29 protein-coding genes are annotated in these 23,228 nt (G+C 33.4%); 15 read left to right on the forward strand and 14 right to left on the reverse strand.

Annotated elements, in window-relative coordinates; translation table 11 throughout:
* The first annotated feature begins 57 nt into the window (after window positions 1-57).
* Window positions 58-1,149: a serine hydrolase gene (locus Q0845_RS21385; protein WP_298517626.1), complete on the forward strand. Its 1,092-nt coding sequence runs from the start codon at window positions 58-60 to the stop codon at window positions 1,147-1,149.
* A gap of 80 nt (window positions 1,150-1,229) precedes the next feature.
* On the opposite strand, the gene Q0845_RS21390 is transcribed toward Q0845_RS21385, so the two are convergent.
* Entirely contained in the window at window positions 1,230-1,532 is a 303-nt protein-coding gene (locus tag Q0845_RS21390) for a hypothetical protein (protein ID WP_298517629.1), read from the reverse strand.
* A gap of 236 nt (window positions 1,533-1,768) precedes the next feature.
* On the opposite strand from Q0845_RS21390, the gene Q0845_RS21395 reads away from it, so the two are divergent.
* From Q0845_RS21395 to Q0845_RS21435, 9 genes are all read left to right on the forward strand, one after another.
* Complete coding sequence (locus Q0845_RS21395) at window positions 1,769-2,419, forward strand: alpha/beta hydrolase (RefSeq protein ID WP_298517632.1); 651 nt, start codon at window positions 1,769-1,771, stop codon at window positions 2,417-2,419.
* A 100-nt stretch (window positions 2,420-2,519) separates the two neighbouring features.
* Window positions 2,520-3,920, forward strand: coding sequence for a carboxypeptidase-like regulatory domain-containing protein (locus Q0845_RS21400; protein ID WP_298517635.1), 1,401 nt, complete (start codon window positions 2,520-2,522; stop codon window positions 3,918-3,920).
* Window positions 3,921-3,996: 76 nt separating this feature from the next.
* On the forward strand, window positions 3,997-4,119 hold the full coding sequence (locus Q0845_RS21405) for a hypothetical protein (protein ID WP_298517638.1): 123 nt from the start codon (window positions 3,997-3,999) through the stop codon (window positions 4,117-4,119).
* 228 nt (window positions 4,120-4,347) lie between these two features.
* Complete coding sequence (locus Q0845_RS21410) at window positions 4,348-4,470, forward strand: hypothetical protein (RefSeq protein WP_298517641.1); 123 nt, start codon at window positions 4,348-4,350, stop codon at window positions 4,468-4,470.
* 315 nt (window positions 4,471-4,785) lie between these two features.
* Entirely contained in the window at window positions 4,786-6,486 is a 1,701-nt protein-coding gene (locus Q0845_RS21415; protein ID WP_298517644.1) for a helix-turn-helix domain-containing protein, read from the forward strand.
* A gap of 78 nt (window positions 6,487-6,564) precedes the next feature.
* Entirely contained in the window at window positions 6,565-6,867 is a 303-nt protein-coding gene (locus Q0845_RS21420) for a hypothetical protein (RefSeq protein WP_298517647.1), read from the forward strand.
* 93 nt (window positions 6,868-6,960) lie between these two features.
* Window positions 6,961-7,155: a hypothetical protein gene (locus Q0845_RS21425; RefSeq protein ID WP_298517650.1), complete on the forward strand. Its 195-nt coding sequence runs from the start codon at window positions 6,961-6,963 to the stop codon at window positions 7,153-7,155.
* A 28-nt stretch (window positions 7,156-7,183) separates the two neighbouring features.
* Window positions 7,184-7,396, forward strand: a complete 213-nt coding sequence (locus Q0845_RS21430) for a hypothetical protein (protein WP_298517653.1) — start codon at window positions 7,184-7,186, stop codon at window positions 7,394-7,396.
* Window positions 7,397-7,440: 44 nt separating this feature from the next.
* Window positions 7,441-7,680, forward strand: coding sequence for a hypothetical protein (locus tag Q0845_RS21435; RefSeq protein ID WP_298517655.1), 240 nt, complete (start codon window positions 7,441-7,443; stop codon window positions 7,678-7,680).
* Between the two features lie 84 nt (window positions 7,681-7,764).
* Here the strand turns inward: Q0845_RS21435 and Q0845_RS21440 are convergent, their stop codons facing one another.
* Entirely contained in the window at window positions 7,765-9,396 is a 1,632-nt protein-coding gene (locus Q0845_RS21440; protein WP_298517658.1) for an amidase family protein, read from the reverse strand.
* A gap of 132 nt (window positions 9,397-9,528) precedes the next feature.
* On the opposite strand from Q0845_RS21440, the gene Q0845_RS21445 reads away from it, so the two are divergent.
* Window positions 9,529-10,869 carry a fibronectin type III domain-containing protein gene (locus Q0845_RS21445; RefSeq protein WP_298517662.1) on the forward strand — a complete coding sequence of 447 codons (1,341 nt, stop codon included), beginning with the start codon at window positions 9,529-9,531 and terminating at the stop codon, window positions 10,867-10,869.
* 356 nt (window positions 10,870-11,225) lie between these two features.
* Here Q0845_RS21445 and ftsY read toward each other — a convergent pair whose 3' ends face one another.
* From ftsY to Q0845_RS21490, 9 genes are all read right to left on the reverse strand, one after another.
* Window positions 11,226-12,182 carry a signal recognition particle-docking protein FtsY gene (gene ftsY / locus Q0845_RS21450; protein ID WP_298517665.1) on the reverse strand — a complete coding sequence of 319 codons (957 nt, stop codon included), beginning with the start codon at window positions 12,180-12,182 and terminating at the stop codon, window positions 11,226-11,228.
* Window positions 12,183-12,409: 227 nt separating this feature from the next.
* Entirely contained in the window at window positions 12,410-12,559 is a 150-nt protein-coding gene (locus Q0845_RS21455) for a DUF4295 domain-containing protein (protein WP_290680390.1), read from the reverse strand.
* A gap of 6 nt (window positions 12,560-12,565) precedes the next feature.
* Window positions 12,566-12,748, reverse strand: a complete 183-nt coding sequence (gene rpmG / locus Q0845_RS21460) for a 50S ribosomal protein L33 (RefSeq protein ID WP_007094744.1) — start codon at window positions 12,746-12,748, stop codon at window positions 12,566-12,568.
* A gap of 29 nt (window positions 12,749-12,777) precedes the next feature.
* Window positions 12,778-13,014, reverse strand: coding sequence for a 50S ribosomal protein L28 (gene rpmB, locus Q0845_RS21465; RefSeq protein ID WP_007094745.1), 237 nt, complete (start codon window positions 13,012-13,014; stop codon window positions 12,778-12,780).
* A gap of 70 nt (window positions 13,015-13,084) precedes the next feature.
* Window positions 13,085-14,341, reverse strand: a complete 1,257-nt coding sequence (locus Q0845_RS21470) for a competence/damage-inducible protein A (RefSeq protein ID WP_298517673.1) — start codon at window positions 14,339-14,341, stop codon at window positions 13,085-13,087.
* A gap of 3 nt (window positions 14,342-14,344) precedes the next feature.
* A complete protein-coding gene (locus Q0845_RS21475) occupies window positions 14,345-14,686 on the reverse strand; it encodes an Hpt domain-containing protein (RefSeq protein ID WP_298517676.1) in 342 nt (113 codons plus the stop codon).
* Window positions 14,687-14,688: 2 nt separating this feature from the next.
* Window positions 14,689-15,300, reverse strand: a complete 612-nt coding sequence (locus tag Q0845_RS21480; protein ID WP_298517679.1) for a fumarylacetoacetate hydrolase family protein — start codon at window positions 15,298-15,300, stop codon at window positions 14,689-14,691.
* A gap of 69 nt (window positions 15,301-15,369) precedes the next feature.
* Window positions 15,370-16,311 (reverse strand): carboxypeptidase-like regulatory domain-containing protein, encoded by a 942-nt coding sequence (locus Q0845_RS21485; RefSeq protein WP_298517681.1) that lies wholly within the window; start codon window positions 16,309-16,311, stop codon window positions 15,370-15,372.
* Between the two features lie 2 nt (window positions 16,312-16,313).
* On the reverse strand, window positions 16,314-17,093 hold the full coding sequence (locus tag Q0845_RS21490; protein ID WP_298517684.1) for a 3'-5' exonuclease: 780 nt from the start codon (window positions 17,091-17,093) through the stop codon (window positions 16,314-16,316).
* Window positions 17,094-17,200: 107 nt separating this feature from the next.
* Here Q0845_RS21490 and Q0845_RS21495 point away from each other — a divergent pair, with 107 nt between their 5' ends.
* The 4 genes from Q0845_RS21495 (at window position 17,201) to Q0845_RS21510 (ending at window position 19,726) form a co-directional block, all read left to right on the forward strand.
* Entirely contained in the window at window positions 17,201-17,830 is a 630-nt protein-coding gene (locus Q0845_RS21495) for a hypothetical protein (protein WP_298517687.1), read from the forward strand.
* A gap of 153 nt (window positions 17,831-17,983) precedes the next feature.
* Complete coding sequence (locus Q0845_RS21500; RefSeq protein WP_298517689.1) at window positions 17,984-18,514, forward strand: Crp/Fnr family transcriptional regulator; 531 nt, start codon at window positions 17,984-17,986, stop codon at window positions 18,512-18,514.
* A gap of 75 nt (window positions 18,515-18,589) precedes the next feature.
* The gene (locus Q0845_RS21505; RefSeq protein WP_298517692.1) at window positions 18,590-19,168 is read left to right on the forward strand and encodes a hypothetical protein; all 579 of its coding nucleotides are present in this window, start codon (window positions 18,590-18,592) and stop codon (window positions 19,166-19,168) included.
* 189 nt (window positions 19,169-19,357) lie between these two features.
* Entirely contained in the window at window positions 19,358-19,726 is a 369-nt protein-coding gene (locus Q0845_RS21510) for a hypothetical protein (protein WP_298517695.1), read from the forward strand.
* Window positions 19,727-19,783: 57 nt separating this feature from the next.
* On the opposite strand, the gene Q0845_RS21515 is transcribed toward Q0845_RS21510, so the two are convergent.
* The 3 genes from Q0845_RS21515 to recR form a co-directional block, all read right to left on the reverse strand.
* Entirely contained in the window at window positions 19,784-21,109 is a 1,326-nt protein-coding gene (locus tag Q0845_RS21515; RefSeq protein WP_298517699.1) for a dihydrolipoamide acetyltransferase family protein, read from the reverse strand.
* A 152-nt stretch (window positions 21,110-21,261) separates the two neighbouring features.
* Window positions 21,262-22,383, reverse strand: coding sequence for a glycosyltransferase family 2 protein (locus Q0845_RS21520; protein WP_298517702.1), 1,122 nt, complete (start codon window positions 22,381-22,383; stop codon window positions 21,262-21,264).
* Window positions 22,384-22,395: 12 nt separating this feature from the next.
* Window positions 22,396-23,016, reverse strand: a complete 621-nt coding sequence (recR, locus tag Q0845_RS21525; protein ID WP_298517705.1) for a recombination mediator RecR — start codon at window positions 23,014-23,016, stop codon at window positions 22,396-22,398.
* Window positions 23,017-23,228 lie beyond the last annotated feature (212 nt).

A 23,228-nucleotide genomic window follows, 5' to 3' on the forward strand; every position in this document is an offset into this window, starting at 1 on the left:
TACAATCTAATTTAAACCTTTGGCATTTTTATGAGTCTTAAAATGAAAATCTAAAAGATGAATCGTCTACTTTTTTTTGTTCCACTCCTTTTTTTAGTATTATTTTTGAATTGTTCTTCGGAAGCTACTGATGATATTCCATCAGAAGAAACACCTACTACTATTGATGATTCGTTGTATTTTCCGCCTTTAAATTCAAATACTTGGGAAACAAATTCTATGTCAACATTGAATTGGAATGCAACTCAATTACAACCACTTTTAGACTATTTAGAAGAAAAAAACACCAAAAGCTTTATCATTTTACATAAAGGAAAAATAGTGGTTGAACATTATTTTGACGGACATACCGAAACCACTCCTTGGTATTGGGCTAGTGCAGGAAAAACGCTTACTACAGCCATTGCAGGAATTGCTCAGGAAGAAAATCTCATCAACCTCAACGATAAAGTTTCTGATCATATTGGTACAAATTGGACCAGCGCAACTTTAGAAAAAGAAAACTTAATTACCTGTAAAGATTTGTTATCCATGACTTCTGGTTTGGATGATAGTTTGGGAAGTGGCATTTCGCCAAGCGATTTGCAATACCTTTCGGATGCAGGAACACGTTGGGCATATCATGGCGTTTTTGTAAAAATACAAGATGTTATTGCAGCAGCAAGCAATCAGACTTGGGACAGTTATTTTGAAAATACATTGAAAACTCGAATTGGCATAACTGGCGCATGGGTTCAAACTGGTAATGCAAATGTATATTGGAGTACAACTCGAAGTATGGCACGTTTTGGCTTGTTAATTGCTGCCAATGGAAAGTGGAATGACGCACAAATTATTCCAGAAAGCTTTTTGAACGAAGCGACTTCTACTTCTCAAAACATCAATGAAGCATATGGATATTTATGGTGGTTAAATGGAAAATCGAGTTATCGTTTGCCACAAACACAATTGGAGTTTAGCGGAGCATTGGTTCCTGCTGCTCCACAAGATATGTATTGCGCTTTGGGGAAAAACGATCAAAAAATATATATTGTTCCGAGCAAAGATTTGGTGGTAATTCGTATGGGAAATGCTGCCGACGATGCTAATTTTGCACTTTCTAGTTTTGACAATGTCCTTTGGGAACAAATTAATTTACTAATCGATTAACTTTATTTGAAAAATAAAAAAGCACACCACATTTCGACTTCGCTCAATGTACAGTGTGCTTTTTTAGGTTTTACTTATATCTAGTTATGATAGATCGTGGTTTTATAATTTCCATCATATCTAAAATGTACTTCTCCTCTATGTCCGCAACTTGTTGTGAAATGTATTTTCCAAGTTCCTCCTTTATACAATTCTTTTCGAGTTATTTTGTAACTAGAACAGATTTTACTCAGTCTTTCTTCAGATTTCTTAACAGCTATTTGTTTTCCTTTTTGTGTTTTGTAATCTCGTATATCTTGTGTATGTCCTGGGTTTTGCGCCATCATTGACACACTAAAAAACAAGGTTACTAAAAGTCCTAAGAAAATTGGTTTTGATTTCATAATGATATTATTTAAATGGTTAATGCTGAAATAGTTACCAATTAGCATGCCAAAAGGTAAATTACATTTTTTACAAAAACCTAATAATCAACACAATACCAATATCTACAAGAGTTCAACGCATATTTTTTATTTTCAAAATTGAGTATACTTTTCCATTTTTGCTATAAAATAAAAAGAACTTCAGCATTATTTTGTTTCTTCGCAGTCATCATTTTTAGTAGACAATATACGTTTTGAAACAGCAGCATAACATACACATTTTTGGAATTAGCGGATTGGGTGCGGACAAACGTATTTTTGATTTTTTGGCATTGAACTATGATTTTACTGCTATTGATTGGATTGATCCAATTCCCAAAGAAACCATTGCTTCGTATGCGCAACGACTGATTGATCATTATGAGATAGACAAAAAACCAAATAGTGTTATTTTGGGCGTCAGTTTTGGCGGAATGATTGCTGCGGAAATGCATGAATTGCTGGAAACCAAGAAAACGTTTGTTATTTCTTCGGCCGCAAAAGTTCAAGAGCTTCCTAGAATATTTTCTATTGCTGGAAAATTGAAACTTATACGTTTGATTCCTAGTTTTTTCTTGAAACCGAATATTCATTTGGCAGCTTTTCTGTTTGGCACTAAACAGAAAAAACTACTAAAAGCCATTATTAAAGATACTGACACCCATTTTTTACGTTGGGGAATCACTGCGATTACTACTTGGAAAAAAGGTACAAGTGCTTCTGACATCATTACAATTCATGGAACTAAAGACAAAGTGATTCCCAAAAAAGGAGAAAAAACGTATGTTATTGAAAATGGCGGACATTTTATGATTGTTGATTTTGCTGATAAAATCAGTTCGATTCTAAATGAAGAAATTCAGTAAACTTAGTACGTATCAAAAAATTTACTTATTAAATCCTTAACGATTTCTTATATATGTTTTCCGTGTTTAATCCGTATCTTACATACGAAAAACCAAGGCTATGAAAATAAAAATAACGCTTCTTATAAGTTTCTTTTCGTTTCATATTTTCGCCCAAAATATTCAAGGAACTGTCGTGGATTCAAACACGCAAAAAGCGCTAAATGCAGTTCATATTACTTCTGATGATGCATCTGTTGTGATTACTGATGAAAAAGGAGCCTTTCAATTAAAAAACCACACAAAATATATCATAGCATCGCATGTAGGTTACATTACCCAAAAAGTTGAAATTTCAAAAACAGACAATCAAAAGTTAACAATATACCTGAATCCTGATACTCGAAAATTAACGGAAGTATTTATCAGTGCTGAAAAAAAGTTAAAGCCTTACATTCAATTCACAAAACTTGCCTCTTTGCCTAAAGGAGTGTATGCATTCGCTGCTGGAATTAGTGATGATAAAATATATGTAATTGGTGGAGAAAACTCGCGAAAAGTGGACCTTTTTAAAACTGCCGCTCGAACTAGTTCTGATAAATATATTGAACCTACATTTAATAATTTTATATCAGAAATGAGCGTTGTTCCTGGTTCTATGGAAAATTATTCTGGGAATTTAACTGTGTATGATATTAAGAATGATGTATGGGAAACTTCTGAGTTGAAATTTAGAGACAGATCTTCACACAATTTACATGTTTACAATAATGACATCTATGTAATGGGCGGAAAAAGAATTTCTGGAAAGAATATATACTTAGATGATGTAATAGAAATTTACAATACCCAATTTAATACGGTTAAAAAAGATAATGTGAATCCGCATCAAGCTGTGAATTTTGCTTCTTTTTTATATGGTGATTATATCATTCTTATGGGAGGAGTTACAAAAATTACCAAAAAAGGAAACAAACAATATCATAAGGATATTCATTTTTACAATATAAAGTCAGGACTTTGGTATAAACTGGGCGAAATGCCAAATCCGAAAGAGACAAAAGGTGTTCTTGTAAACGATGTCATTTATTTAATTGGCGGATTTAATAAGAAAGCGCTAAAAGTAATTGAGTCTTTTAATTTGAAGACTGGCGCATGGAAAAAAGAAGGTGAATTGTTCAAAGGAATTGAAAGACCAGCCTTAGCTAGCAATGGAAACATCATATATATTTATGATAAAAGAACGATTGCAACATACAATACTTCAACCAAAGAACTCAATGAATATACAATAAACTTACAGCTTACGGCTTCGGAATTGTTCTTCCATGAGGCACTTTATATATTGTTGGCGGATATACTGAGAATGGCAATTATAACAATACATCTTCACGAAAAGTATACCGTATTAAAGTTGAGGAATTTTCAAAAACTAAAATACGAAATACAAAAAAAGCTCCATCAAAAACTGATTCTTAAAAGTTATTTTCAAATACTTCTTTTTGATCCTGTAATTCGATAATCACGGCTTACGTTCCTTTTTATAACCAAACATTTTAAGTTGATTTGTGATAGTATTAATTTAAAAAGTTTATAAAATGAAAAATCAAATTTTAAATCTAAGCACATTCAAAAACAAACAATTAAGCATTGAAACCCTCAATATAATTAAAGGAGGACTTAATAAAAAGCCTAAAACAAAGCCACCTACAAACGGATAAAAACGAACACTTTTCAATTCAAAATAAAACAGTATTCATTTAAAAATTTCACACATGAAAAAACAACATTTAAGCGTAAGTAACTTTAAAACAAAGAAAATCAAGACTACTATTATTAACAGTGTAGTTGGAGGTAAAGAGAAAAAAAAGACAGAAGTTCCTACAAACGGATAAAAGGAAACACTTCTCATTTCGAATTTAATCACTATTAGTTTAAAAATTTTACATATGAAAAAACGCAGTTTAACGAACGACACGCTTGCAGACAAGCAAGTAACGATGAATAAAAAAAACACGATTAAAGGTGGCAAACATAAAAAGGCACCTACAAATGTTCCAGAAAACGGATAAAATTAAATACATGCGCTAGTTATTAGCGCATTTTTTATTTTATATACTTCCTTTCATATAATGTGCTACAAAATTATTCTTCAAACCAAAAAGCACACTGGTATAGTATCTTACTAACATTTCCCTAAAATACTTGATCTAAAGAAAATAACCGCTTTATAAAATCGATTGTAAATTTTATTCCGCAATTTAGGAGGTTAACCTATGCATAACTGTTATTAATAAAATAATATGTACTACATTGATAATCATTTAAATTATTTTTAGGATTGATCCTTTTCTGCATATTCTGATTTTTAAAAAAGACTTTTAATTATGAGACAATTGATGTTGGTATTATTGTTTGCTTCTACTAGTGTAAGCTTTGTGAATGCACAGAATACTGTATCAAACCATGCATCATTTGATGCGTTGGTGACCTCATATACTAAATTTAGATTTACAGATGCCGCTAAAGCATTAACCTACGCTACCAAAGCCAAAGAACTCGCCATACTTAATGGAGATAACGAACAATTGGCGCTGACTTCTTATTATATTTCCATGTGTCAACACAACTTGGATAAAAACACCATGGCTTTACAACATATTGAATCAGCCATAACACAAGGTGCCATTGTTAAAGATTCGTTGTTTTTATACAAATGCTTCAGTTTAGAAGGACATATTCTTTCTGAATTAGGAGAAGATTCTAAAGCACTCATCGCGCATTTAAAAGCAAAAGAGCTCGCAGAGAACATGGAAGACCATCTTTATGTAATTGCGCCAATGATTAATATTGCTTTCATCAAGAAAAAGCATAAAGACTTTCAAGAAGCTATAGATATATACAAAAGTATTTTGATAGACGTAAATAAGTTAAATAGTAAAGAAAATAAAGATCATTACAGTCTTGTTGCATTTACAAATATTGCTGATGCATATCTCTGGTTGGAAAAAACCGATGATGCTGAAATATACAATAACGCTGGATTGAATGCCTCTTCCGATACCATTAATCCATGGGCATATTATCCTTTGCTAATGAACAAAGCAATCATTTTTTACCAAAGAACACAATATAAAGAGTGTATTTCACTCGCAAAACAAATTAGAGATTCTACAAAACTTAACAATGAAAACTTATATCTAACTTCTCTATTTTATCTTGGAAAGAGTGCTTATCATTTAAATAATTATACAGAAACTATCAATTATTTAGAAAAAGCATATGCAAAAATGAATGCTTCTGATGATGTAGATGGTAATGAAAAAGAGTTGCATAAATATTTGGCGCTCGCTTATTCTAAAGATCAACAACCTGAAAAAACAGTATTTCATTTTCAACAATACTCAGCGCTCGAAAAAAAACAGAGTATCGAAGATTTAAAACTCAATAATGAAACTCATGAACTCTTAGATGTTTCTCCTTTAAAAACAGAAATAGACACCTTAGGAGACGAATTAAACAAAGAAATAAAAAATAAAAAACAGTACTTTATTTTATCAATCATTTTACTGCTGCTTCTTTTAAGCAGTCTGTTATTCTATAGAATACGCGTAAAATCTGTAAAGAAGAAATTTAAGGAACTTCTTAAAAAAGTATCTGAATTAGAAAATGATCAGAAGCAAAAAATAGTTTCGCGAAAAGATGCAGTTTCCGATGAAAATGTGAACGCAATTTTAGATAAGATTGATCACTTTGAACGAACAGCATATTACTTATCTACCGAATGTAATTTGAGCTTTATGGCTGAAAAACTGGAAACCAATGCGACTTATTTATCCAAAGTCATTAACAGATACAAAAGAAAATCATTTACAGCGTATATTACTGAATTGCGAATTAATACGGCTTTGGTGCGATTAAAGAATGATACAAAACTTCAATCGTACACTATTAAAGCAATTGCAGAAGAATTTGGATTTAAAAGACAAGAGACTTTTTCACGAGCTTTTAAGAAACATACAGGAATCCATCCTTCTCAATATTTAAAAAATCTTCACAAAAACGATGAATCCGTTGATGAATCATGAATTATCAATAGTATAATTTTTATTTCAGCCCGATATTTTCTTGCTTCATCAAATATTAATCCTTCAACACAAAATATTATGAAGAAAAAAAATCTAAAAGGGCTAGCACTCACAAAGTATCACATTTCAAATTTAACCTTACTCCACAGAAAAAACGGAGGAAATGTTGACAATAACACTACAGGATTAGCAACTACAACTCCCAATATAGGCGCTTCCGTTTATCCTGAATGTACAATTCCAAATGCAACAACTGTAACGGATTGCGCTACATCCAATTTGGTAGATTGTGAATGCAATACAAATACGGGCACCACAAAAGCGCATCCGCCAACTGAGCATCAAGAATGTCCTACGAATAATAATATTCACTTCAATTGAACAGGTTGATAATTCATGATGCATCAACAGCTTCGTTTTATGTTTTAAGAGAAAAATAGTTGCTTTACCTCATCAATTTTAAACACAAATACGATGAAAAAACAGCATCTTAAGCTATTGAAACTCAACAAAAATTCTATTTCTAACTTTTCAATTTATGGAGGTGCTCCTCCACCAAGAGACACTGAGGATACTTTGTGCGGACTGCCAATAGAAAAAGAAGAAGAAGAACATCCAAACACGACGTCGACATACGCGTTAAGCCATTTATTGGAAATATGTTACTAATCAGAATTTAATCATATAAAACCTAATCATGAAGAAAAAACAACATCTAAAATTATTGAAACTCAACAAAAAATCTATTTCTAACCTTGCTGTTCGTGGAGGCGCACCCGAAACAACATGGCGTTATTGCGAATTAAAAACGGAACTAGAATGTGAACCAACAATGCCGCCAGAAACATTTGCAAGACTTTGTACAACAACAGTTATAACGACAGCATGTCCATCTGCATATTGCTATTAATAGACTAAAAACGAATTAAAAACTTAATCATAAAAGATTTTATCATGAAGAAAAAAATGAAAACCCTCGTTTTAAAGAAAAAAACAATTAGTGATTTACAAGAGTTTGTAAGAGGTGGAGAACAAGCTTCGGGAGGCATGTCTTGTAAAACTTATACACAAGCACCGCCACCGCCAATTACAAAACCTGCATTTTCATGTAGAGATACTGTACACGGTTGGTGCGATTCACGTTTTGGAGGTTGCGATACTTATTATTGCCCACCAACTTCGACATTATTTTAATTAGTTTGTCAAACTGAACCATACAAAAAAAACACATCCGCATATCATACGGATGTGTTTTTATAGTTATATCTAAAAATTGAACTATTTATAATTCTTAGGTGCTTTTCGCTTTTTAGAAGCTTGCTCGTACACATACGCAAACTCCAATAATTCCTTTTCTGTAAATGGCTTTCCGATAAAAGTCAATCCTTTTGGTTCGCCTTTGTCTGTATAACCCATTGGTACTGTTAACGCAGGATATTCTGCCACCGCAGCAAACGCAGCATGATAATTATTGATGGATAATACACCATCTAGGGTATGCTTTTCCATCGGATTGTTGAAAAACGTTTTTCCGTTTTCATGTAGCACTTTCTTCATTTCTGTAAATTCTTTTTCAGTTGCCTGATCATCTACAATTCCGTAGAATAATTTTTGTCCGTATGGCATTGTACTTACAGAATCTTTTTTGTTGAAATTAATCACATCTTGCACAGATTGGAATGTTAATCCTTTGCTTCCATGTTTTGCAAAATAATCTGGCAAGTCATTTTTCATATCCAAATTCAATAAGTTGATAAACTTTGGCAATCCAACTTCTTCTTCGTCAATCTCTACAATGGTTGCTCCTTGCTTTTTTAGTTCTTCTATGGCTGCAGCATACAAAGTATCTTCTAACAAGCGTGTAAATGCTCCAAAACGTTTTCCTTTTATGGATACATTTCCGCTTTTGATATTTTGATAGAAGTGATTTCCGTAATATTTGAGTTTTGCGCTTTTTCCATCTGTTTGATCATATCCATATAAAGCTGCCAATAAAATAGCGTTGTCCACTACATTTTTTGTCATAGGTCCAGGTGTATCTAAAGTACTTGAAATTGGTACAATTCCGGAACGACTTAGCAATCCGATAGTTGGTTTTAGTCCAACCACAGAGTTTTGACTTGATGGCGAAAGTATAGATCCTGCGGTTTCAGTTCCTACAGCTGCTACTGCAAAGTTTGCCGCAATAGAAACACCACTTCCTGAACTTGATCCGCCTGTATCAAAGATTTTTCTTCCGTAAGGATTCAAGGTTTGTCCGCCAATAGCACTATAACCACTTGGGCAATCTCCACAGAAAAAGTACGCCCATTCACTTAAATTGGCTTTTCCTAAAATGATAGCACCTTCCTCTTTTAATCTTTTCGCAATAAAAGCATCGTTTGTTTTATTGTCTTTTAAAGCAACTGCTCCTGCCGTGGTTGGCATATTTTCAGTATTGATATTATCTTTTAATAAAATTGGCATTCCAAAAATGAGTGGCTTCAATCTTTTGTTAAAAAATTCTTGATCACGTTTTTTAGCTTCTGCAATTGCGTTTGGATTGATGCTAATTACAGAATTTAAAGACAAATTATTATCGCGATCGTATTTTTTAATTCTGAATAAGTAGAATTTTACTAATTTCTCATAGGTAAACACACCTTGAACACGATTTTTGTGCAATTCTAAAATATTTTTTTCAAGAATATATGGTTTTAATCGTTCGTACTCTGCTTCTGTAAAATCTGCCATTTGTTTAGAAACTGACTTCCAAACATCTTGATTTTCAATATTTTTCGAATCTAACACTTTAAATTCTCTAAATTCTTTTTCGCTGATATCGGAAATATCACTCTCGTTTTGCACATTTTTTTGTGTGTGACAAGCAATTGATGAAAATAGAGTCAGTAATAATATAATTTTCTTCATTTTGATGCGTTATTTAAGGATATAAAGATACAATCTAAAAGTTTAACTGTTTGGAATTCTTGTTTTTTTAGCTTCTAAATGTCAAACTCTTCATTGTTTTTATATATTTGTCATACACGAAAAAAAAATTTTATGAAAAAAGTAGTTTTACTTCTACTAATAGGATTTGTATACTCATGCTCAGATGATGTACAAATTCCTGAGATAATACAGCCCTGCCAAACAGTAGCGGCTTCTTTTGCATCAGATATAACCGATAATTCAGCTAGACTTAATTGGTGTGGTAGCGTCAATGAAGCTGGGGAATGTTTACCCGTAACAGGCGTTACTTGGACTGCTTCTTGGGGAACTCCAGGATTTGATCCGGATGCAGGAACGATTATCGATACACCTACGACAAGTATTAACATCACAGGATTATCATCACAAACTTCTTATGAGTTTTATGTAAAGTCAGATTGTAGTTTAGCAAATAACGACTGGTTTGGACCTGTTGAATTCCGTACTTCGTGTCCAGCTCCAACAGGCTTAGGTGCCACAAATATTACACAAACTGGTGCTACTTTAACTTGGATGCCAGGAGGAAACGAAATTGCTTGGGAAGTTAAATATGGTTTAGTAGGATTTAATTTAGAAGAAGCAGATTTATTTGCTACTGGAAACAGCACACAATATTTAGTAAACAATTTACAACCAAACAGTGAATATGAATTTTATGTAAGAGCAAATTGTAATGCTGTTACTGATGGAGATCAAATAGGAAGTTCTAGTGCATTTTCTGGACCGTATCGATTTGCAACATGTTTGCCTCCAATTAATTTAGTGTATGATACTGTAACTCAAAATTCAATCACGGTAGATTGGGATTCTAACGCACAAACTACTTGGGAAGTAAGTTATGGTGAAGCAGCAGGCTTTACACCAGATACGGGAACTATTAGCACTGTAAATAATTCTGATTTCACAGCAAACGGATTATGTCCAAATACAACGTATACATTTGCCGTACGAACTTTATGTAGTTCAACTACGCAGAGTCAATGGTTTACTTTCGGAAATGTAACGACACCTTCTTTAGAATATACAGGAATGTATACGTACCAAGAGATTGGAAATACAGACGAGCCAATTTTTGGTGATCCTGCAACTGTTGATATTGTAAACGTTTCTGATACAGAAAGAAGCATTACTGTGAAGTATTTAGCAAATTTAGATATGACAGGAACACAACCAACAATGACATTCAATTTTACGTTGAATTGTGATGGTACTGTAACTGTGACAGATGATCAAGATACAAACTTCAATTGTGGTGGTGCTAATGTATTGTTAGGACAAGGAACTGCAACACCAGCATCATACAATATGGTTGATGATACTACGATTGACATTCGATTTGTAGAAGATACAGGAAGTGCTATGTGTACCAATGCACCGTTAACTGAAGTTGTTATTCGTTTGACGAAGTTATAAGCAAAAGAAAAAAGATTTATATAAGAAAAGCTGCATATTTTAAATATGCAGCTTTTTTGTTTGTATAAGCTTGTGATTACTTTATATGAATATAAATAGCTTGTTGCAAATTTATATAAACGCTCTCCTATGGTTCTTTAGAATGTTCTCCGTTCTGAGTTTATGACTCAGCACATCCTAAAATATTTTCTTATTGTTATGTGAAATTGAATCAAGTTCAACTTGACGCGATGTAGATTTGTCATTGTATCAACAAATAAAAAAACAAATCAGCACAGCTATAAAAGTTTAAAAGTGCATGAGCACGTTCTAACAATCTAAAAGCGTAGTACGTCTAAAAGCCAAGCGAGTCTAACCTACTTTTTAAAGAATGAATCTACGAATTCGTATTTGTTGAATACTTGTAAATCTTCGATGCCTTCTCCTACTCCAATATATTTTACAGGAATTTGAAATTGATCAGAGATTCCTATGACAACTCCACCTTTGGCAGTTCCGTCAAGTTTTGTAACCGCTAATGTTGTTACTTCTGTTGCCGCTGTAAACTGTTTAGCTTGCTCAAATGCATTTTGACCTGTAGAACCATCTAACACTAGTAAAACGTCGTGTGGAGCATCTCCAATTACTTTCTGCATTACTTTTTTGACTTTCGTCAACTCTTTCATCAAGTTTACTTTGTTGTGCAATCGTCCGGCTGTATCAATAATAATGACATCTGCATCTTGTGCAACTCCCGATTTTAAGGTATCAAAAGCTACAGAAGCAGGATCACTTCCCATATTTTGTTTTACAATAGGAACACCTACTCTATCTGCCCAGACTTGTAATTGATCAATTGCGGCAGCTCTAAATGTATCGGCAGCTCCCAAAACAACTTTTAATCCTTGCTTGTTGAATTGATAGGCTAGTTTACCAATGGTCGTTGTTTTTCCAACTCCATTGACACCTACAACCATCAATACATACGGTTTTTTATTTTCTGGAATCGTATACTCTGTTTCTTCACCAGAATTGGTTTCTGATAACAATCCAGCAATTTCTTCTCGAAGAATTTTGTTTAGTTCTTCTGTTCCTAAGTATTTATCTTTAGAAACTCTTGCTTCTATTCGATCGATAATTTTTAAAGTGGTATCTACTCCAACATCACTGCTGACCAATACTTCTTCTAAATTATCCAAAACTTCATCATCTACTTTGCTTTTTCCGGCAACTGCTTTGGTCAATTTAGAAAGAAAACTTGATTTAGATTTTTCCAATCCTTTATCGAGCGTTTCTTTTTTTTCTGATGAAAATATTCTTTTAAAAAAACTCATAATCTGTGCTACTATTTTTAATTCTACATACAACCAAATGGATTGTATAAAAACGCAAAACAAGATACTTAAAATTCGTGTATGTTTTGCATTGGGTTTCTATACTTCAATTTGTCAATTACCTTGCCCAATTGACAAACCTGTAAAAGTGTCATACTACGTAAAGTATAAAAACAAAAAGCTACTCTCTTTCGAAAGTAGCTTTTATCATCGTATAGAATGTATACTTATTTTTTTAACCAATCGTTTACCTTATCTGGAGACATGATTGACTCAACAAATGTATAAGCTCCTGTTTTTGGAGACTTTACCATTTTGATAGCTTTTGTTAATCTTTTTGATCCTGTTTGTAAGGATGCTACTGCTTTCTTTGCCATGACTTATTATTTTATTTCTTTGTGAACAGTCATTCTCTTTAAGATTGGATTAAACTTTTTAATCTCTAATCTGTCTGGAGTATTTTTCTTATTTTTTGTAGTGATATAACGTGAAGTTCCTGGTTGTCCAGAAGCTTTGTGCTCTGTACACTCTAGTATCACTTGAACTCTATTTCCTTTCTTCGCCATTGCTATTGGTATTTATAATATGGACTGAATTACTTGATAAAACCTTTCGCTCTTGCTTCTTTAAGCACAGCTGAGATTCCTTTTTTATTAATTGTTTTTAATGCTGAAGTAGAAACTTTTAAAGTTACCCACTTATCTTCTTCAGGAATGTAAAAGCGCTTTTTTGTAAGATTCGCATTAAATTTGCGTTTCGTTTTATTCATTGCGTGGGATACATTATTCCCTACCATAGCTTTCTTACCTGTTAATTCACAAATTCTTGACATCTTTACTAGACTTTTAAGTTATTCAAAAACGAGGTGCAAATTTACGTTTTTTTATTTTCTCAGCAAATATTTAATCACTGTTTTTTAAAATTTCTTCAAGTAACATTTGAAAAGCCTTGGCAACAGCTTTGTTTACTACCTTTTCACGAGGTTGCCCAAAGTTAAATCCTTGAGAAATAATTCCGTTTGGTGTGGCAATTCCTATAAAAACAGTTCCAACTTCTACATCTGAGTTTCCTTTACTTGGTCCTGCATTTCCTGTAGTCGCCATCGCATAGTCTGCATGATATACTTCTGCTGCTCCTTTTGCCATCGCTTCCACAACTGCTGCACTTACGACAGAATGTTCGTCTATAAGTTCTTTAGGAACGCCTAAAATGTCTACTTTAGACTGCAAAGCATAAGTGACCGCACTTCCTTTAAAAAATGCTGAAACACCAGATTCTGCAGTTATTTGTACTGCAATACGTCCGCCAGTACAACTTTCGGCAGCAGCCAACGTATGACCTTTTGCTTTTAAAAGGTCGCCTATTTGGGTTACTATATTACTTTTTCCTTCTATTCCATTTATAATATCTCCAATAATCGGATAGAGCTTTTCTGCATACGCATCAACTGCTTCCGTTATTTTTTGCTTGTCTTTTCCTTTAGCTGTAAGACGCAAACGAACTTTACCCGTATTTGGTAAATATGCCAATTTTATAAAATCAGGAAGGCTATTTTCCCAATCTTCAATTTTCATGGCAATACTACTCTCGCCCATTCCATAGGTAAGAATGGTTTTATGGTATATATAAGGACGTTCAAATTCTTGTTGTATTTTTGGAATGATATGGTTGGACATTAATCCGCGCATTTCATACGGAACTCCAGGCATGGACACAAAGACTGTATTCTCTTTTTCTAACCACATTCCAGGCGCTGTACCAAATTCGTTGAACAATACTTGTGCTTTTGAAGGCACTAAAGCTTGCATTCTGTTCATATCGGATATAGGAGAAGTTGTCGCAAACTTTTTAAACAACTCTTCTATATGAACCAATACCTCTTCATTATGCACTAAGGTATCTTCAAAGTATTCACATAAAGTGTGTTTTGTAATATCGTCTTTTGTAGGACCTAATCCTCCAGTAATTAAGACAATATCAGCTTTTTGTTTGGCAGCTTCTAAAGCTTCTAGAATATGTTGTTTATCGTCTTGAATAGATGTTATTTGATGAACAGAAACTCCAATTTCATTGAGCGCTTTAGAGATAAATACAGAATTGGTATCTACAATTTGCCCAATAAGAATTTCATCACCAATCGTGATTATTTCTGCAATCATATATTATTGTAAATTGAATTCTATTTTGAGTGCTGCGATGTTGTCATTAATTCGACTTTGCACATCACCAAAAGCAGTTACAATATCATCAATGTTTGTTTTTGCTTTTGACCAACTCAATATTTTTAGATTGAGTTCGAAAGATTCTTCCATCCCTAATAGTTCTAAGTTTGGCTTTATCTTATGACTCACTTGATATACGCCCTCATAATTTCCTGATTTTACTTCTTGTTCGAAAGTAACAAGGTCTTCAGGGATTTCTTCAATAAAAGCTACTACTACTGCTTCTATAAAGTCTTGATCGCCATCAGAGATTGCGCTTATTTTTTCTAAATTGTAACCCATTTTTATTTTACTAGTATTGAAAACAATTGTTGTCCTTCTAAATATCCTGTCAGTCGTTCGTCAGCATTTACTTTTCCTACTCCTGCTGGCGTTCCTGTAAAGATGATATCTCCTATTTTTAAGGTAAAGTATTGAGAAACATAAGCAATTAGCTCATCAATTTTCCAAAGCATTTGCTTGGTATTACCTTGTTGTACAACTTCATTGTTTTTTTCAAGTTTAAAATTAAGATCGTTGATATCTTTAAATTGATCTTTTGAAATCCATTGTCCTACAACTGCCGAACCATCAAAAGCTTTGGCTTTTTCCCATGGTAAACCTTTGGCTTTGAGTTGCGATTGCAGGTCGCGCGCTGTGAAATCAATCCCTACACTAATTTCATTATAATATTTGTGCGCAAACTTCTGATCAATATATTTTCCCAATTTATTAATTTTTACCAAAACTTCCACCTCATGATGGATTTCTTTTGAAAAATCGGGAATAAAGAACGGTTGCTTTTTAAGCAGAATAGACGTATCTGATTTCATAAAAATGACTGGATCCGCTGGTTTTTCATTCTCTAGCTCTGCAATATGTTCCGTATAATTGCGTCCTATGCAAATAATTTTCATCTGCTTATTTTTTGTATTTGTGTACGAAAGTTGCCCATCTTGTGTATAACAACTTTTTTTTATTAATTTTCAATTCGTCAATTTCAATTTAAATGCTGGTGCCACTATTTGATTTTTTTTAAAGTCAGAACGCGGCATTTTAAGCATTTGAACTTTTTTCCAACCATTCACTGACATATAATATGAAACAGATTCTCCAACATCTTCCACAATTCCTTTAAATATTGGTGCGTATCGCTTTTGCTTTACGTTTCTTATTTTTAAAGAATCATTTACTTGCAAATGCACTATTTCTTCTACTGCATTTTCTTCTATAAATAAATGCTCCACCACTACAAAAAAACCTTCTTTCGGAACTTCAATTCCATTGGCTGGCATTTTTATTTTTACTTTTGACTGTTTGTAACTTATATCGACAATAACAGGATCGAGCAAATCGTCTTTTGGTATTTTATTCACTGTGGATGAAACAATACGCAATCGAAATTTTGCATCATGTCTCCTTTCCTTAAAGAAGAATATGGAAACTTCTTTTAAATAGTTTTCATTCCCTAAATTTTCATTGAACGGATAATACCTTGCAAACATAGAAGGATATGCTCCTCCACTAAAGTTTCCTAAGCCAATACTACGCTTTCCACGAAATGAATTGACACGTATTAATTTTTCTTTTTCTTTATGAGATAAATGTACTGCACTTAAGAATTCGACTGATGGTTTCATGTAAATCACCAAACCTTTTTCTCGTTTAAGAGCTATTTTTTTATCTTCATAACCAACACAAGTAATTTTTAAAACTTTCCCAATCCAATCTTCTTGCACTGTGAACTCAAAATTCCCTTGAGCATCGGCTGTAGTTCCACGTTTTTCAGATGGAATTATTAAATGTGCATACGCAATTGGTTTGTTGGTTTTTTCATTCAGAATTGTTCCAGCAATATTTTTTTGTGCGTACGCAAAACCGATCTGTAAAAATAAAATGAGTAGTATGGTAGCCCTGCTCAATATCATTTTTACTTTTTAAAATTTGTATTCAGCTTTCTTAATTTAATTGCCGTCAGCACTTTTTTTGTATACAGCGGAAAGTTCGCATTGAGAATCCAACCAAAATATCCTGGTTCTTCTTCCAATACCTTTTCTACTTTTTTCCCTTTGTGTTTTCCAAAAGAGAAAATTTCTTCATCATCTTTATCAAAAATGATAAATCCTGCAAAGTCAGCGGTCTTTTTTCGTGTTGTAAACTCGCTTAGTTTCTTGACGTCATTTTCCAGTTCTTCATAGCGATCTAATTGAGATTTCAATACTTCGTACGTAGCATTTGTATCTGCTTCTGCTCCGTGTGCGCCTTCCAATTCTTTTCCACAGTAAAATTTATATGCGGCAGATAGCGTACGTTTTTCCATTTTGTGAAAAATAGTCTGTACATCTACAGAGACTTTATTCTTCATGTCAAAATCAATATCTACACGTAATAATTCTTCTGCAAGTAATGGAATATCAAATCGATCTGAATTATATCCTGCCAAATCACTGTCCTTAATCATATTGTAAATTTCTTTCGAAATCTGCTTAAATGTTGGTTCATTAGCTACTTTATCATCAGTAATTCCATGAATTTCTGACACACTTGCTGGAATTGGCATTTCAGGATTTACCAACCAAGTTTTACTCTCTTTAGTTCCGTTAGGATATACTTTTAGTATAGAGATTTCTACAATTCTATCTTTCGCCACTTCTATACCTGTGGTTTCTAAGTCAAAGAAGCAGATCGGATTTTTTAGTTTTAATTCCATTATTTTATTTAAAACAGTAAATTTACCATTATTACAGGGCAAATAAAATTATTTTGTGGTATAATAATTGATTTTAATGTATTATTAACAATAAGAGGAAAGTGGATATGTGGAAGTCTATTGTAGCAACACTTGTTTTATGTTTTTGTTGGGTTTTTACAACAAATGCGCAAGCAAAAGCTATTGAAATTGTAGAAGAAAAAGGCAAAAAGAAAATTACATTTTACGCCATTAATCATACCGAAATAACAAAAGAAGTTTTTTTTAAGATTGATGGAAAAGGCTTCCGAAAAAGCAGTTATCGCCCTGTGATTAAGAAAGTTCCTGCGCAAACAAAAGTACTACTTACTACTTTGATTCCACTTAAAAATATAACTCCCGAATACACGTATTTTCATTCCTTTGAAGATAAGCTTCAAGAAGTAAATGTCAATATGGTGAAAGTAAAAAACTGGAAATCACTTGAAAAGATTATTGATGCTGGAGAAACCGTCATTTTTACTAAAGATGAATGTGCCAAATGCGAAAAATTGATTGGCATGCTGAAAGCAAACCGAATTCCGCACAAAGCGTTTGATATTTCCGAAAACGAGCGTTATAAAACGTTTTTTTGGAATACAATTTCAAAAATGAAACGACAAGATGTTATGATTTCTTCCATCCCTATTGCTATAGTAAAAGGTGAATTGCATGAAGGATTGAATTTAATTTCTTTTATTGAGATGCTTAAGAAATAGAGTACTTCACTTCGACTTCGCTCAGTGTGCGCTGTTTGTTTTTTTGGTTAGCTTTTTGTTGATTTTGAACTTGTTATTGAATATGTTATTTTGTCTTCTATTATGAATCCTGATTTTCAAAAAATTAAATCGTATATCACAAATGCTATCCAAATGGATGAAGATGTTTTTGGTTTAGCATTGGACTATTTTGTGGTAAAGGAAATTAAGAAAGGGGATTTTTTACTTAAAGAAGGGAAAGTGTGTCATCAGATAGCTTATATCGAAAAAGGCCTTTTTAGAACTTATTTTTTAAAAGATGGAAACGAAGTAAATACCTGTTTTTGCATGGAAGACTCCATCACATTGTCTCACAAAAGTTTTGTAAATCGTGTTGCTTCTACAGAATATATTCAAGCAATTGAAGACGCTAAAGTTGTGACGCTATCTTATGATAATTTAATAAAATTATACCAATTAGATTATGCATGGCAATCGCTCAGTAACGTATTAACAGAGAGAGAATGTATACGTTTGTCTGAACGAATTAATGCTATGAGTTTTGAAACTGCCAAAGAGAAATACCTTCATTTACTTGAGAAACAACCTGAAATTATTCAACGTGTCTCCATTCAACATATCGCTTCTTATATCGGAGTTTCAAGAGAAACAGTAAGTCGAATTCGATCTAAAATTCTACTCTAGTAGTATTGTGACATATGTCAATTGATTCTATTTTTTATTCGCTGATTTTTGTTAAAATTTAAAACAACTCAACGAATGGAAATACTATATTACTTAAGTGCTTTATGCCTTTTATTGTTCATGGTTATTGCAACCTACGATGGATTTTATTTACATATATGGAAGTATGAATTATTTAATAGAAAGGATAGCATATTTGAACACAAAGTACACACTATCAGAGCGCTATTATTTCCTTTAATAGTATGGTTATTATTTATCAATACAGATGCTACTAGTTTTTGGATTTCTATAGTACTTATTACTATAGATTTTATTGTTTTAGGAATCGATGCTTATGCTGAAACTGACAGTAGAAAATCTATTGGAGGTTTGCCTAAATGGGAATATATTTTGCATCTTTTTGCAAATAGTTTTCATTTTGCTTCTATCTTTTTACTTATTGCGACTAAGATAGAGATTACTGAAACTGGAATTATTGTGAACGAATTCGTTTCCGATTCTTTTGCCCAACAATTAATGAAGATAATTTCAGTCAATATGATTCCAGGCGCTATCATTTTGGGTTTTGTTCATCTTATACTACTATTTCCAAAAGGAATATATATTTGGAATAAATTGGTTTTGAACATCAGACGTTTGTCTTTTCTTTAGTCCATAAATGGTTTTGAATTTTACAGTTTTTCAATTCAACATTTTCACATAAAACCAAGTATTTATGACTATTTGTATAACTCTAAAACAGTAGAACTACCTTTTCTTATAAACACGAATTTTTGCTATAAAAAACTTGTAATTGATATAGTAATATTACACTATTATTAACCTCATAAATAAATTATTATGGCAGCTAGACCTATCAGCATTACAGTAGTCAACAATTGTGGAACCACCGTAAAATTCGACAATGTAACTCATCAACATGGAACCACTCCAAAAGTGAAAAGTGGAAGCGAAACTTTAACAGATGGCGCACAATGCGTTGTGTACGCAGAAAATTCTGGATTGGTTGGACCACAAGGTTCTTTTTCTTTTACCTTTCAAGATGGTTCGGGAAAAGCATATAATTTTTCATACAATCATCCATACGGAAGTGGAGAAACATATGTAAACGTAAATGATCCTAAAGGATATACTGATAAAATGACAGAAAATCATTTGGCACATCACGATGCGTATTGCACTATTGAATTGCAACAATTAGCATCTTAGTAAAAACAAAAAGAGCCTTCAAATTGAAGGCTCTTTACTTATATAGTTTTCTTTTTCTTAAATATCTCTATTACTATCCCAAGCTTCTAGATAATCTGCAACTTGTTTTACAAATTGTCCACCAAGTGCTCCATTCACTACTCTGTGATCGTATGAATGTGATAAGAACATTTTGTAACGGATTCCGATGAAATCACCTTCTGGTGTTTCAATAACCGCAGGAACTTTTCTGATAGCTCCTAAAGCCAAGATTCCAACTTGCGGTTGGTTGATAATTGGCGTTCCCATAATACTTCCAAAAGTACCCACATTGGTTACTGTATAGGTTCCACCTTGAATATCATCTGGTTTTAATTGGTTTGCTCTGGCTCTTCCAGCTAAATCATTCACCGCTTTTGCCATACCAACTAAATTCAACTGATCTGCATTTTTGATTACCGGAACAATTAAGTTTCCATCTGGTAATGCAGCTGCCATTCCTAAGTTGATGTTTTTCTTTTTAATGATAGTATCTCCATTTATAGAAATATTCATCATTGGGAAATCTTTCAATGCTTTTGCTACCGCTTCCATGAAAATTGGTGTGAATGTTAGTTTTTCACCTTCACGTTTTTCAAATGCCGATTTTACTTTTTTACGCCAGTTCCAAATATTCGTTACATCTACTTCAACAAAACTTTGTACGTGTGCTGATGTTTGTACCGAAGCTACCATATGATGTGCAATGAGTTTCCCCATACGCGTCATTTCTATGATTTCGTCACTTCCATTTACAGAAACTGGTGTTGCAGGAGCTGATTTTGGAGCAGCTACTGCTTTTGCAACTTCTTTTACGGCTGCTTTTGGTGCTGCCGCAGGTTGTGCTGCTGCAGTTCCTCTATTTTTGATGTATGCTAGTATGTCATTTTTAGTAACTCTTCCTTCTTTTCCTGATCCTGCAATTCCGTCTAATTCTTCTACAGAAATTCCTTCTTCCTTTGCAATGTTTTTGACTAACGGCGAATAGAATTTTTCAGAAGTTGAAAAATCATTGTGTACCGTTTCTTGCGCTACTGCTACTGTTTTTGCTACTTCCGCAGCTGCTGGAGTTGCTTCTTCAGTTTTGGTTGCTGGTGCTGGCGTTGCTTCTACACTTCCTTCTCCTTCAGTTTCAATAATAGCTACTGTATCACCAACTTTTACAACATCATCTACATTGTGTAAGATTTCAACTAAAACACCATCAACTTCACTAGGTAATTCAGAATCTACCTTGTCAGTTGCGATTTCTAACACTGCTTCGTCAGCTTCAATTGTGTCACCAACTTCTTTGAGCCATGATATAATTGTTGCTTCTGCAACACTTTCTCCCATTTGTGGAAGTTTTAGTTCAAATTTTGCCATATCCTTAATCTAAAGATGTTATTTTAATTTATTTTGCGAAAATACTAAATAATATCGTTTTTTGTTGAATTATTTTTAATTTACTTCAACTAGTTCAGTAGCCTTACTTCAACGCTCTCAAACTCCATTCTTTTGCTTATTTAATAAGCGTACTACAACTCGCTCAGCAACCGCACTTCTCCTCTGTTTTTTGAGGAATCGCTACCGACGATAAAAGTACTGTTTTTTGGTAATATTTTGTAATATCCAAACTGTTTTTCAAAGATTTGAATGCTATCTTTCATGTCCACAAAATGATTGTCCAAAATGATTTCTATATTCTTTTCACCTTCTATTTGACGAAAAAAATGCCCTAAGTTTTCAACTTGCACACAGTTTTTAGGATGATACACCGCTTGTATTTGCTTGAAACGTTCCGCCGAATCACTTACAATAATATATTTTTGGACTTCTTTTTTGGTACTTGTTTCAGATGGTGATACTAACGGAATCAATCTCGCGCCAAGCGTAACCGCCACATCATACACCAAATTCCTTTTGAAATGTTTTTTATAGAATAATTGCATTGCGCCATAAAAGCGTTTTGCATAGGTTTTGTCTTTTAGTGTGCTTTCTCCTTTGTAATGAATCACCGAAGTTTTGCCGTAATAGTAGTTTTGAAAACCCGCTTTTTTGATTTTGTAGGAGAGATCAATGTCTTCGCCATACATAAAATAATCTTCGTCAAATCCGCCAACAGCATCATAAACTTCTTTTTTCATCAACATAAACGCACCAACCAAGATATCTATTTTGCCAATTTCGTTTTCTTCTAAGCTTGAATAGTACCCTGAATTTTTATTGCCTAAGATTTTCTTCACAGAAACCATTGGCGTGGGAATGTTGCGTTTGCTTTCTGGCAGAAACTTTCCGCTTCCATCAATGAGTTTACAACCAATACTTCCTAGATTTTCTGTAGCATCTGCGAATTGTAATAATTGTGTAAAGGTATCTTCTGCCACAATTGTGTCTGGATTTAAGATACAGACATATTCACCTTTAGCAAGTTGCACCGCCTGATTGTTTGCTTTGGCAAAACCTACATTTTCCGTGTTTGCTAGGAGTTGAATTTCTGGAAACGTATTTCGCATCATCTCACAACTATCGTCTGGCGAATTGTTATCGACCACAATAATTTCCGCGTCAAGCGTCGTAATTGCCGCTTGTACACTTCTGACACAAGCTTCCAAAAAGTAGCGTACATTGTAGTTGAGAATGATGACTGAAAGTTGCATAGCTATTGAAAATTAAGAGCTTTTCAGCGAGTTTTCAAACGGAACTCTGTTGATGATACTTCTTCCCAAAGTCACCTCATCGGCATATTCCAATTCGTCTCCTACCGAAATTCCACGTGCAATAGTAGATGTTTTTATTTCGTAACTTTCTATTTGCTTATAGATGTAAAAATTGGTGGTATCACCTTCCATTGTGGAACTCAGTGCAAATATGATTTCTTTGACTTTTCCGTCTTTTACTTTTTCCACCAAGCTTGAAATCGTCAAGTTATGTGGTCCTACTCCATCTAAAGGTGAAATTTTTCCGCCCAAAACATGATACAAACCTTTGTATTGCGCGGTACTTTCAATCGCCATGACATCGCGAATGTCTTCTACCACACAAATGATATCTTGTTGGCGATTTCCATTCATACAGATATCACAAATTTCTACATCCGAAATGTTATGACAGCTTTTACAGTGTTTGATTTCCGTTCGCAAGTCTTGCAAAGCAGTTGCTAAATGCAACGTTTGACTTTCTGGCTGTCGCAGTAAATGCAATACCAATCGCAAAGCAGTACGTTTTCCAATGCCTGGCAATTGTGAAATTTCGTTGACGGCGTTTTCTAAGAGTTTTGAGGAGAATTCCATGCGGCAAATTTACGTTTTTTTGAACTTGAAATTGAATTTGAAGTTGAATTCTTCTCTCTATTATTACCATTCCGTCATATCGAGTGAAATCTTGCAAAGATTTTGTATCGAGATATACTTTGAAAAGATACATTGCTTTACGATTTCTTAGCTGTTCTCGATACAAATTTGTTCCACAAATTCACTCGAACTGACGCTTTTAAATTTGAAGT

Source organism: uncultured Kordia sp. (genome assembly GCF_947489565.1).
GTDB lineage: Bacteria > Bacteroidota > Bacteroidia > Flavobacteriales > Flavobacteriaceae > Kordia.

Excerpts from the sequence above, each read along its gene's own strand:
- Q0845_RS21440 (WP_298517658.1), bottom strand. The coding sequence starts at position 9,396 with ATGAAGAAAATTATATTATTACTGACTCTATTTTCATCAATTGCTTGT.
- Q0845_RS21485 (WP_298517681.1), bottom strand. The coding sequence starts at position 16,311 with ATGATATTGAGCAGGGCTACCATACTACTCATTTTATTTTTACAGATC.
- Q0845_RS21425 (WP_298517650.1), top strand. The coding sequence starts at position 6,961 with ATGAAAAAACAGCATCTTAAGCTATTGAAACTCAACAAAAATTCTATT.
- Q0845_RS21470 (WP_298517673.1), bottom strand. The coding sequence starts at position 14,341 with ATGATTGCAGAAATAATCACGATTGGTGATGAAATTCTTATTGGGCAA.
- rpmB (WP_007094745.1), bottom strand. The coding sequence starts at position 13,014 with ATGTCAAGAATTTGTGAATTAACAGGTAAGAAAGCTATGGTAGGGAAT.
- Q0845_RS21480 (WP_298517679.1), bottom strand. The coding sequence starts at position 15,300 with ATGAAAATTATTTGCATAGGACGCAATTATACGGAACATATTGCAGAG.
- Q0845_RS21495 (WP_298517687.1), top strand. The coding sequence starts at position 17,201 with ATGTGGAAGTCTATTGTAGCAACACTTGTTTTATGTTTTTGTTGGGTT.
- Q0845_RS21405 (WP_298517638.1), top strand. The coding sequence starts at position 3,997 with ATGAAAAATCAAATTTTAAATCTAAGCACATTCAAAAACAAACAATTA.
- Q0845_RS21435 (WP_298517655.1), top strand. The coding sequence starts at position 7,441 with ATGAAGAAAAAAATGAAAACCCTCGTTTTAAAGAAAAAAACAATTAGT.
- Q0845_RS21490 (WP_298517684.1), bottom strand. The coding sequence starts at position 17,093 with ATGGAATTAAAACTAAAAAATCCGATCTGCTTCTTTGACTTAGAAACC.
- Q0845_RS21415 (WP_298517644.1), top strand. The coding sequence starts at position 4,786 with ATGAGACAATTGATGTTGGTATTATTGTTTGCTTCTACTAGTGTAAGC.
- Q0845_RS21510 (WP_298517695.1), top strand. The coding sequence starts at position 19,358 with ATGGCAGCTAGACCTATCAGCATTACAGTAGTCAACAATTGTGGAACC.
- Q0845_RS21500 (WP_298517689.1), top strand. The coding sequence starts at position 17,984 with ATGGATGAAGATGTTTTTGGTTTAGCATTGGACTATTTTGTGGTAAAG.
- rpmG (WP_007094744.1), bottom strand. The coding sequence starts at position 12,748 with ATGGCGAAGAAAGGAAATAGAGTTCAAGTGATACTAGAGTGTACAGAG.
- recR (WP_298517705.1), bottom strand. The coding sequence starts at position 23,016 with ATGGAATTCTCCTCAAAACTCTTAGAAAACGCCGTCAACGAAATTTCA.
- Q0845_RS21455 (WP_290680390.1), bottom strand. The coding sequence starts at position 12,559 with ATGGCAAAGAAAGCAGTAGCATCCTTACAAACAGGATCAAAAAGATTA.
- Q0845_RS21385 (WP_298517626.1), top strand. The coding sequence starts at position 58 with ATGAATCGTCTACTTTTTTTTGTTCCACTCCTTTTTTTAGTATTATTT.
- Q0845_RS21520 (WP_298517702.1), bottom strand. The coding sequence starts at position 22,383 with ATGCAACTTTCAGTCATCATTCTCAACTACAATGTACGCTACTTTTTG.
- Q0845_RS21505 (WP_298517692.1), top strand. The coding sequence starts at position 18,590 with ATGGAAATACTATATTACTTAAGTGCTTTATGCCTTTTATTGTTCATG.
- Q0845_RS21515 (WP_298517699.1), bottom strand. The coding sequence starts at position 21,109 with ATGGCAAAATTTGAACTAAAACTTCCACAAATGGGAGAAAGTGTTGCA.
- Q0845_RS21445 (WP_298517662.1), top strand. The coding sequence starts at position 9,529 with ATGAAAAAAGTAGTTTTACTTCTACTAATAGGATTTGTATACTCATGC.
- ftsY (WP_298517665.1), bottom strand. The coding sequence starts at position 12,182 with ATGAGTTTTTTTAAAAGAATATTTTCATCAGAAAAAAAAGAAACGCTC.
- Q0845_RS21475 (WP_298517676.1), bottom strand. The coding sequence starts at position 14,686 with ATGGGTTACAATTTAGAAAAAATAAGCGCAATCTCTGATGGCGATCAA.
- Q0845_RS21390 (WP_298517629.1), bottom strand. The coding sequence starts at position 1,532 with ATGAAATCAAAACCAATTTTCTTAGGACTTTTAGTAACCTTGTTTTTT.
- Q0845_RS21400 (WP_298517635.1), top strand. The coding sequence starts at position 2,520 with ATGAAAATAAAAATAACGCTTCTTATAAGTTTCTTTTCGTTTCATATT.
- Q0845_RS21430 (WP_298517653.1), top strand. The coding sequence starts at position 7,184 with ATGAAGAAAAAACAACATCTAAAATTATTGAAACTCAACAAAAAATCT.
- Q0845_RS21410 (WP_298517641.1), top strand. The coding sequence starts at position 4,348 with ATGAAAAAACGCAGTTTAACGAACGACACGCTTGCAGACAAGCAAGTA.
- Q0845_RS21420 (WP_298517647.1), top strand. The coding sequence starts at position 6,565 with ATGAAGAAAAAAAATCTAAAAGGGCTAGCACTCACAAAGTATCACATT.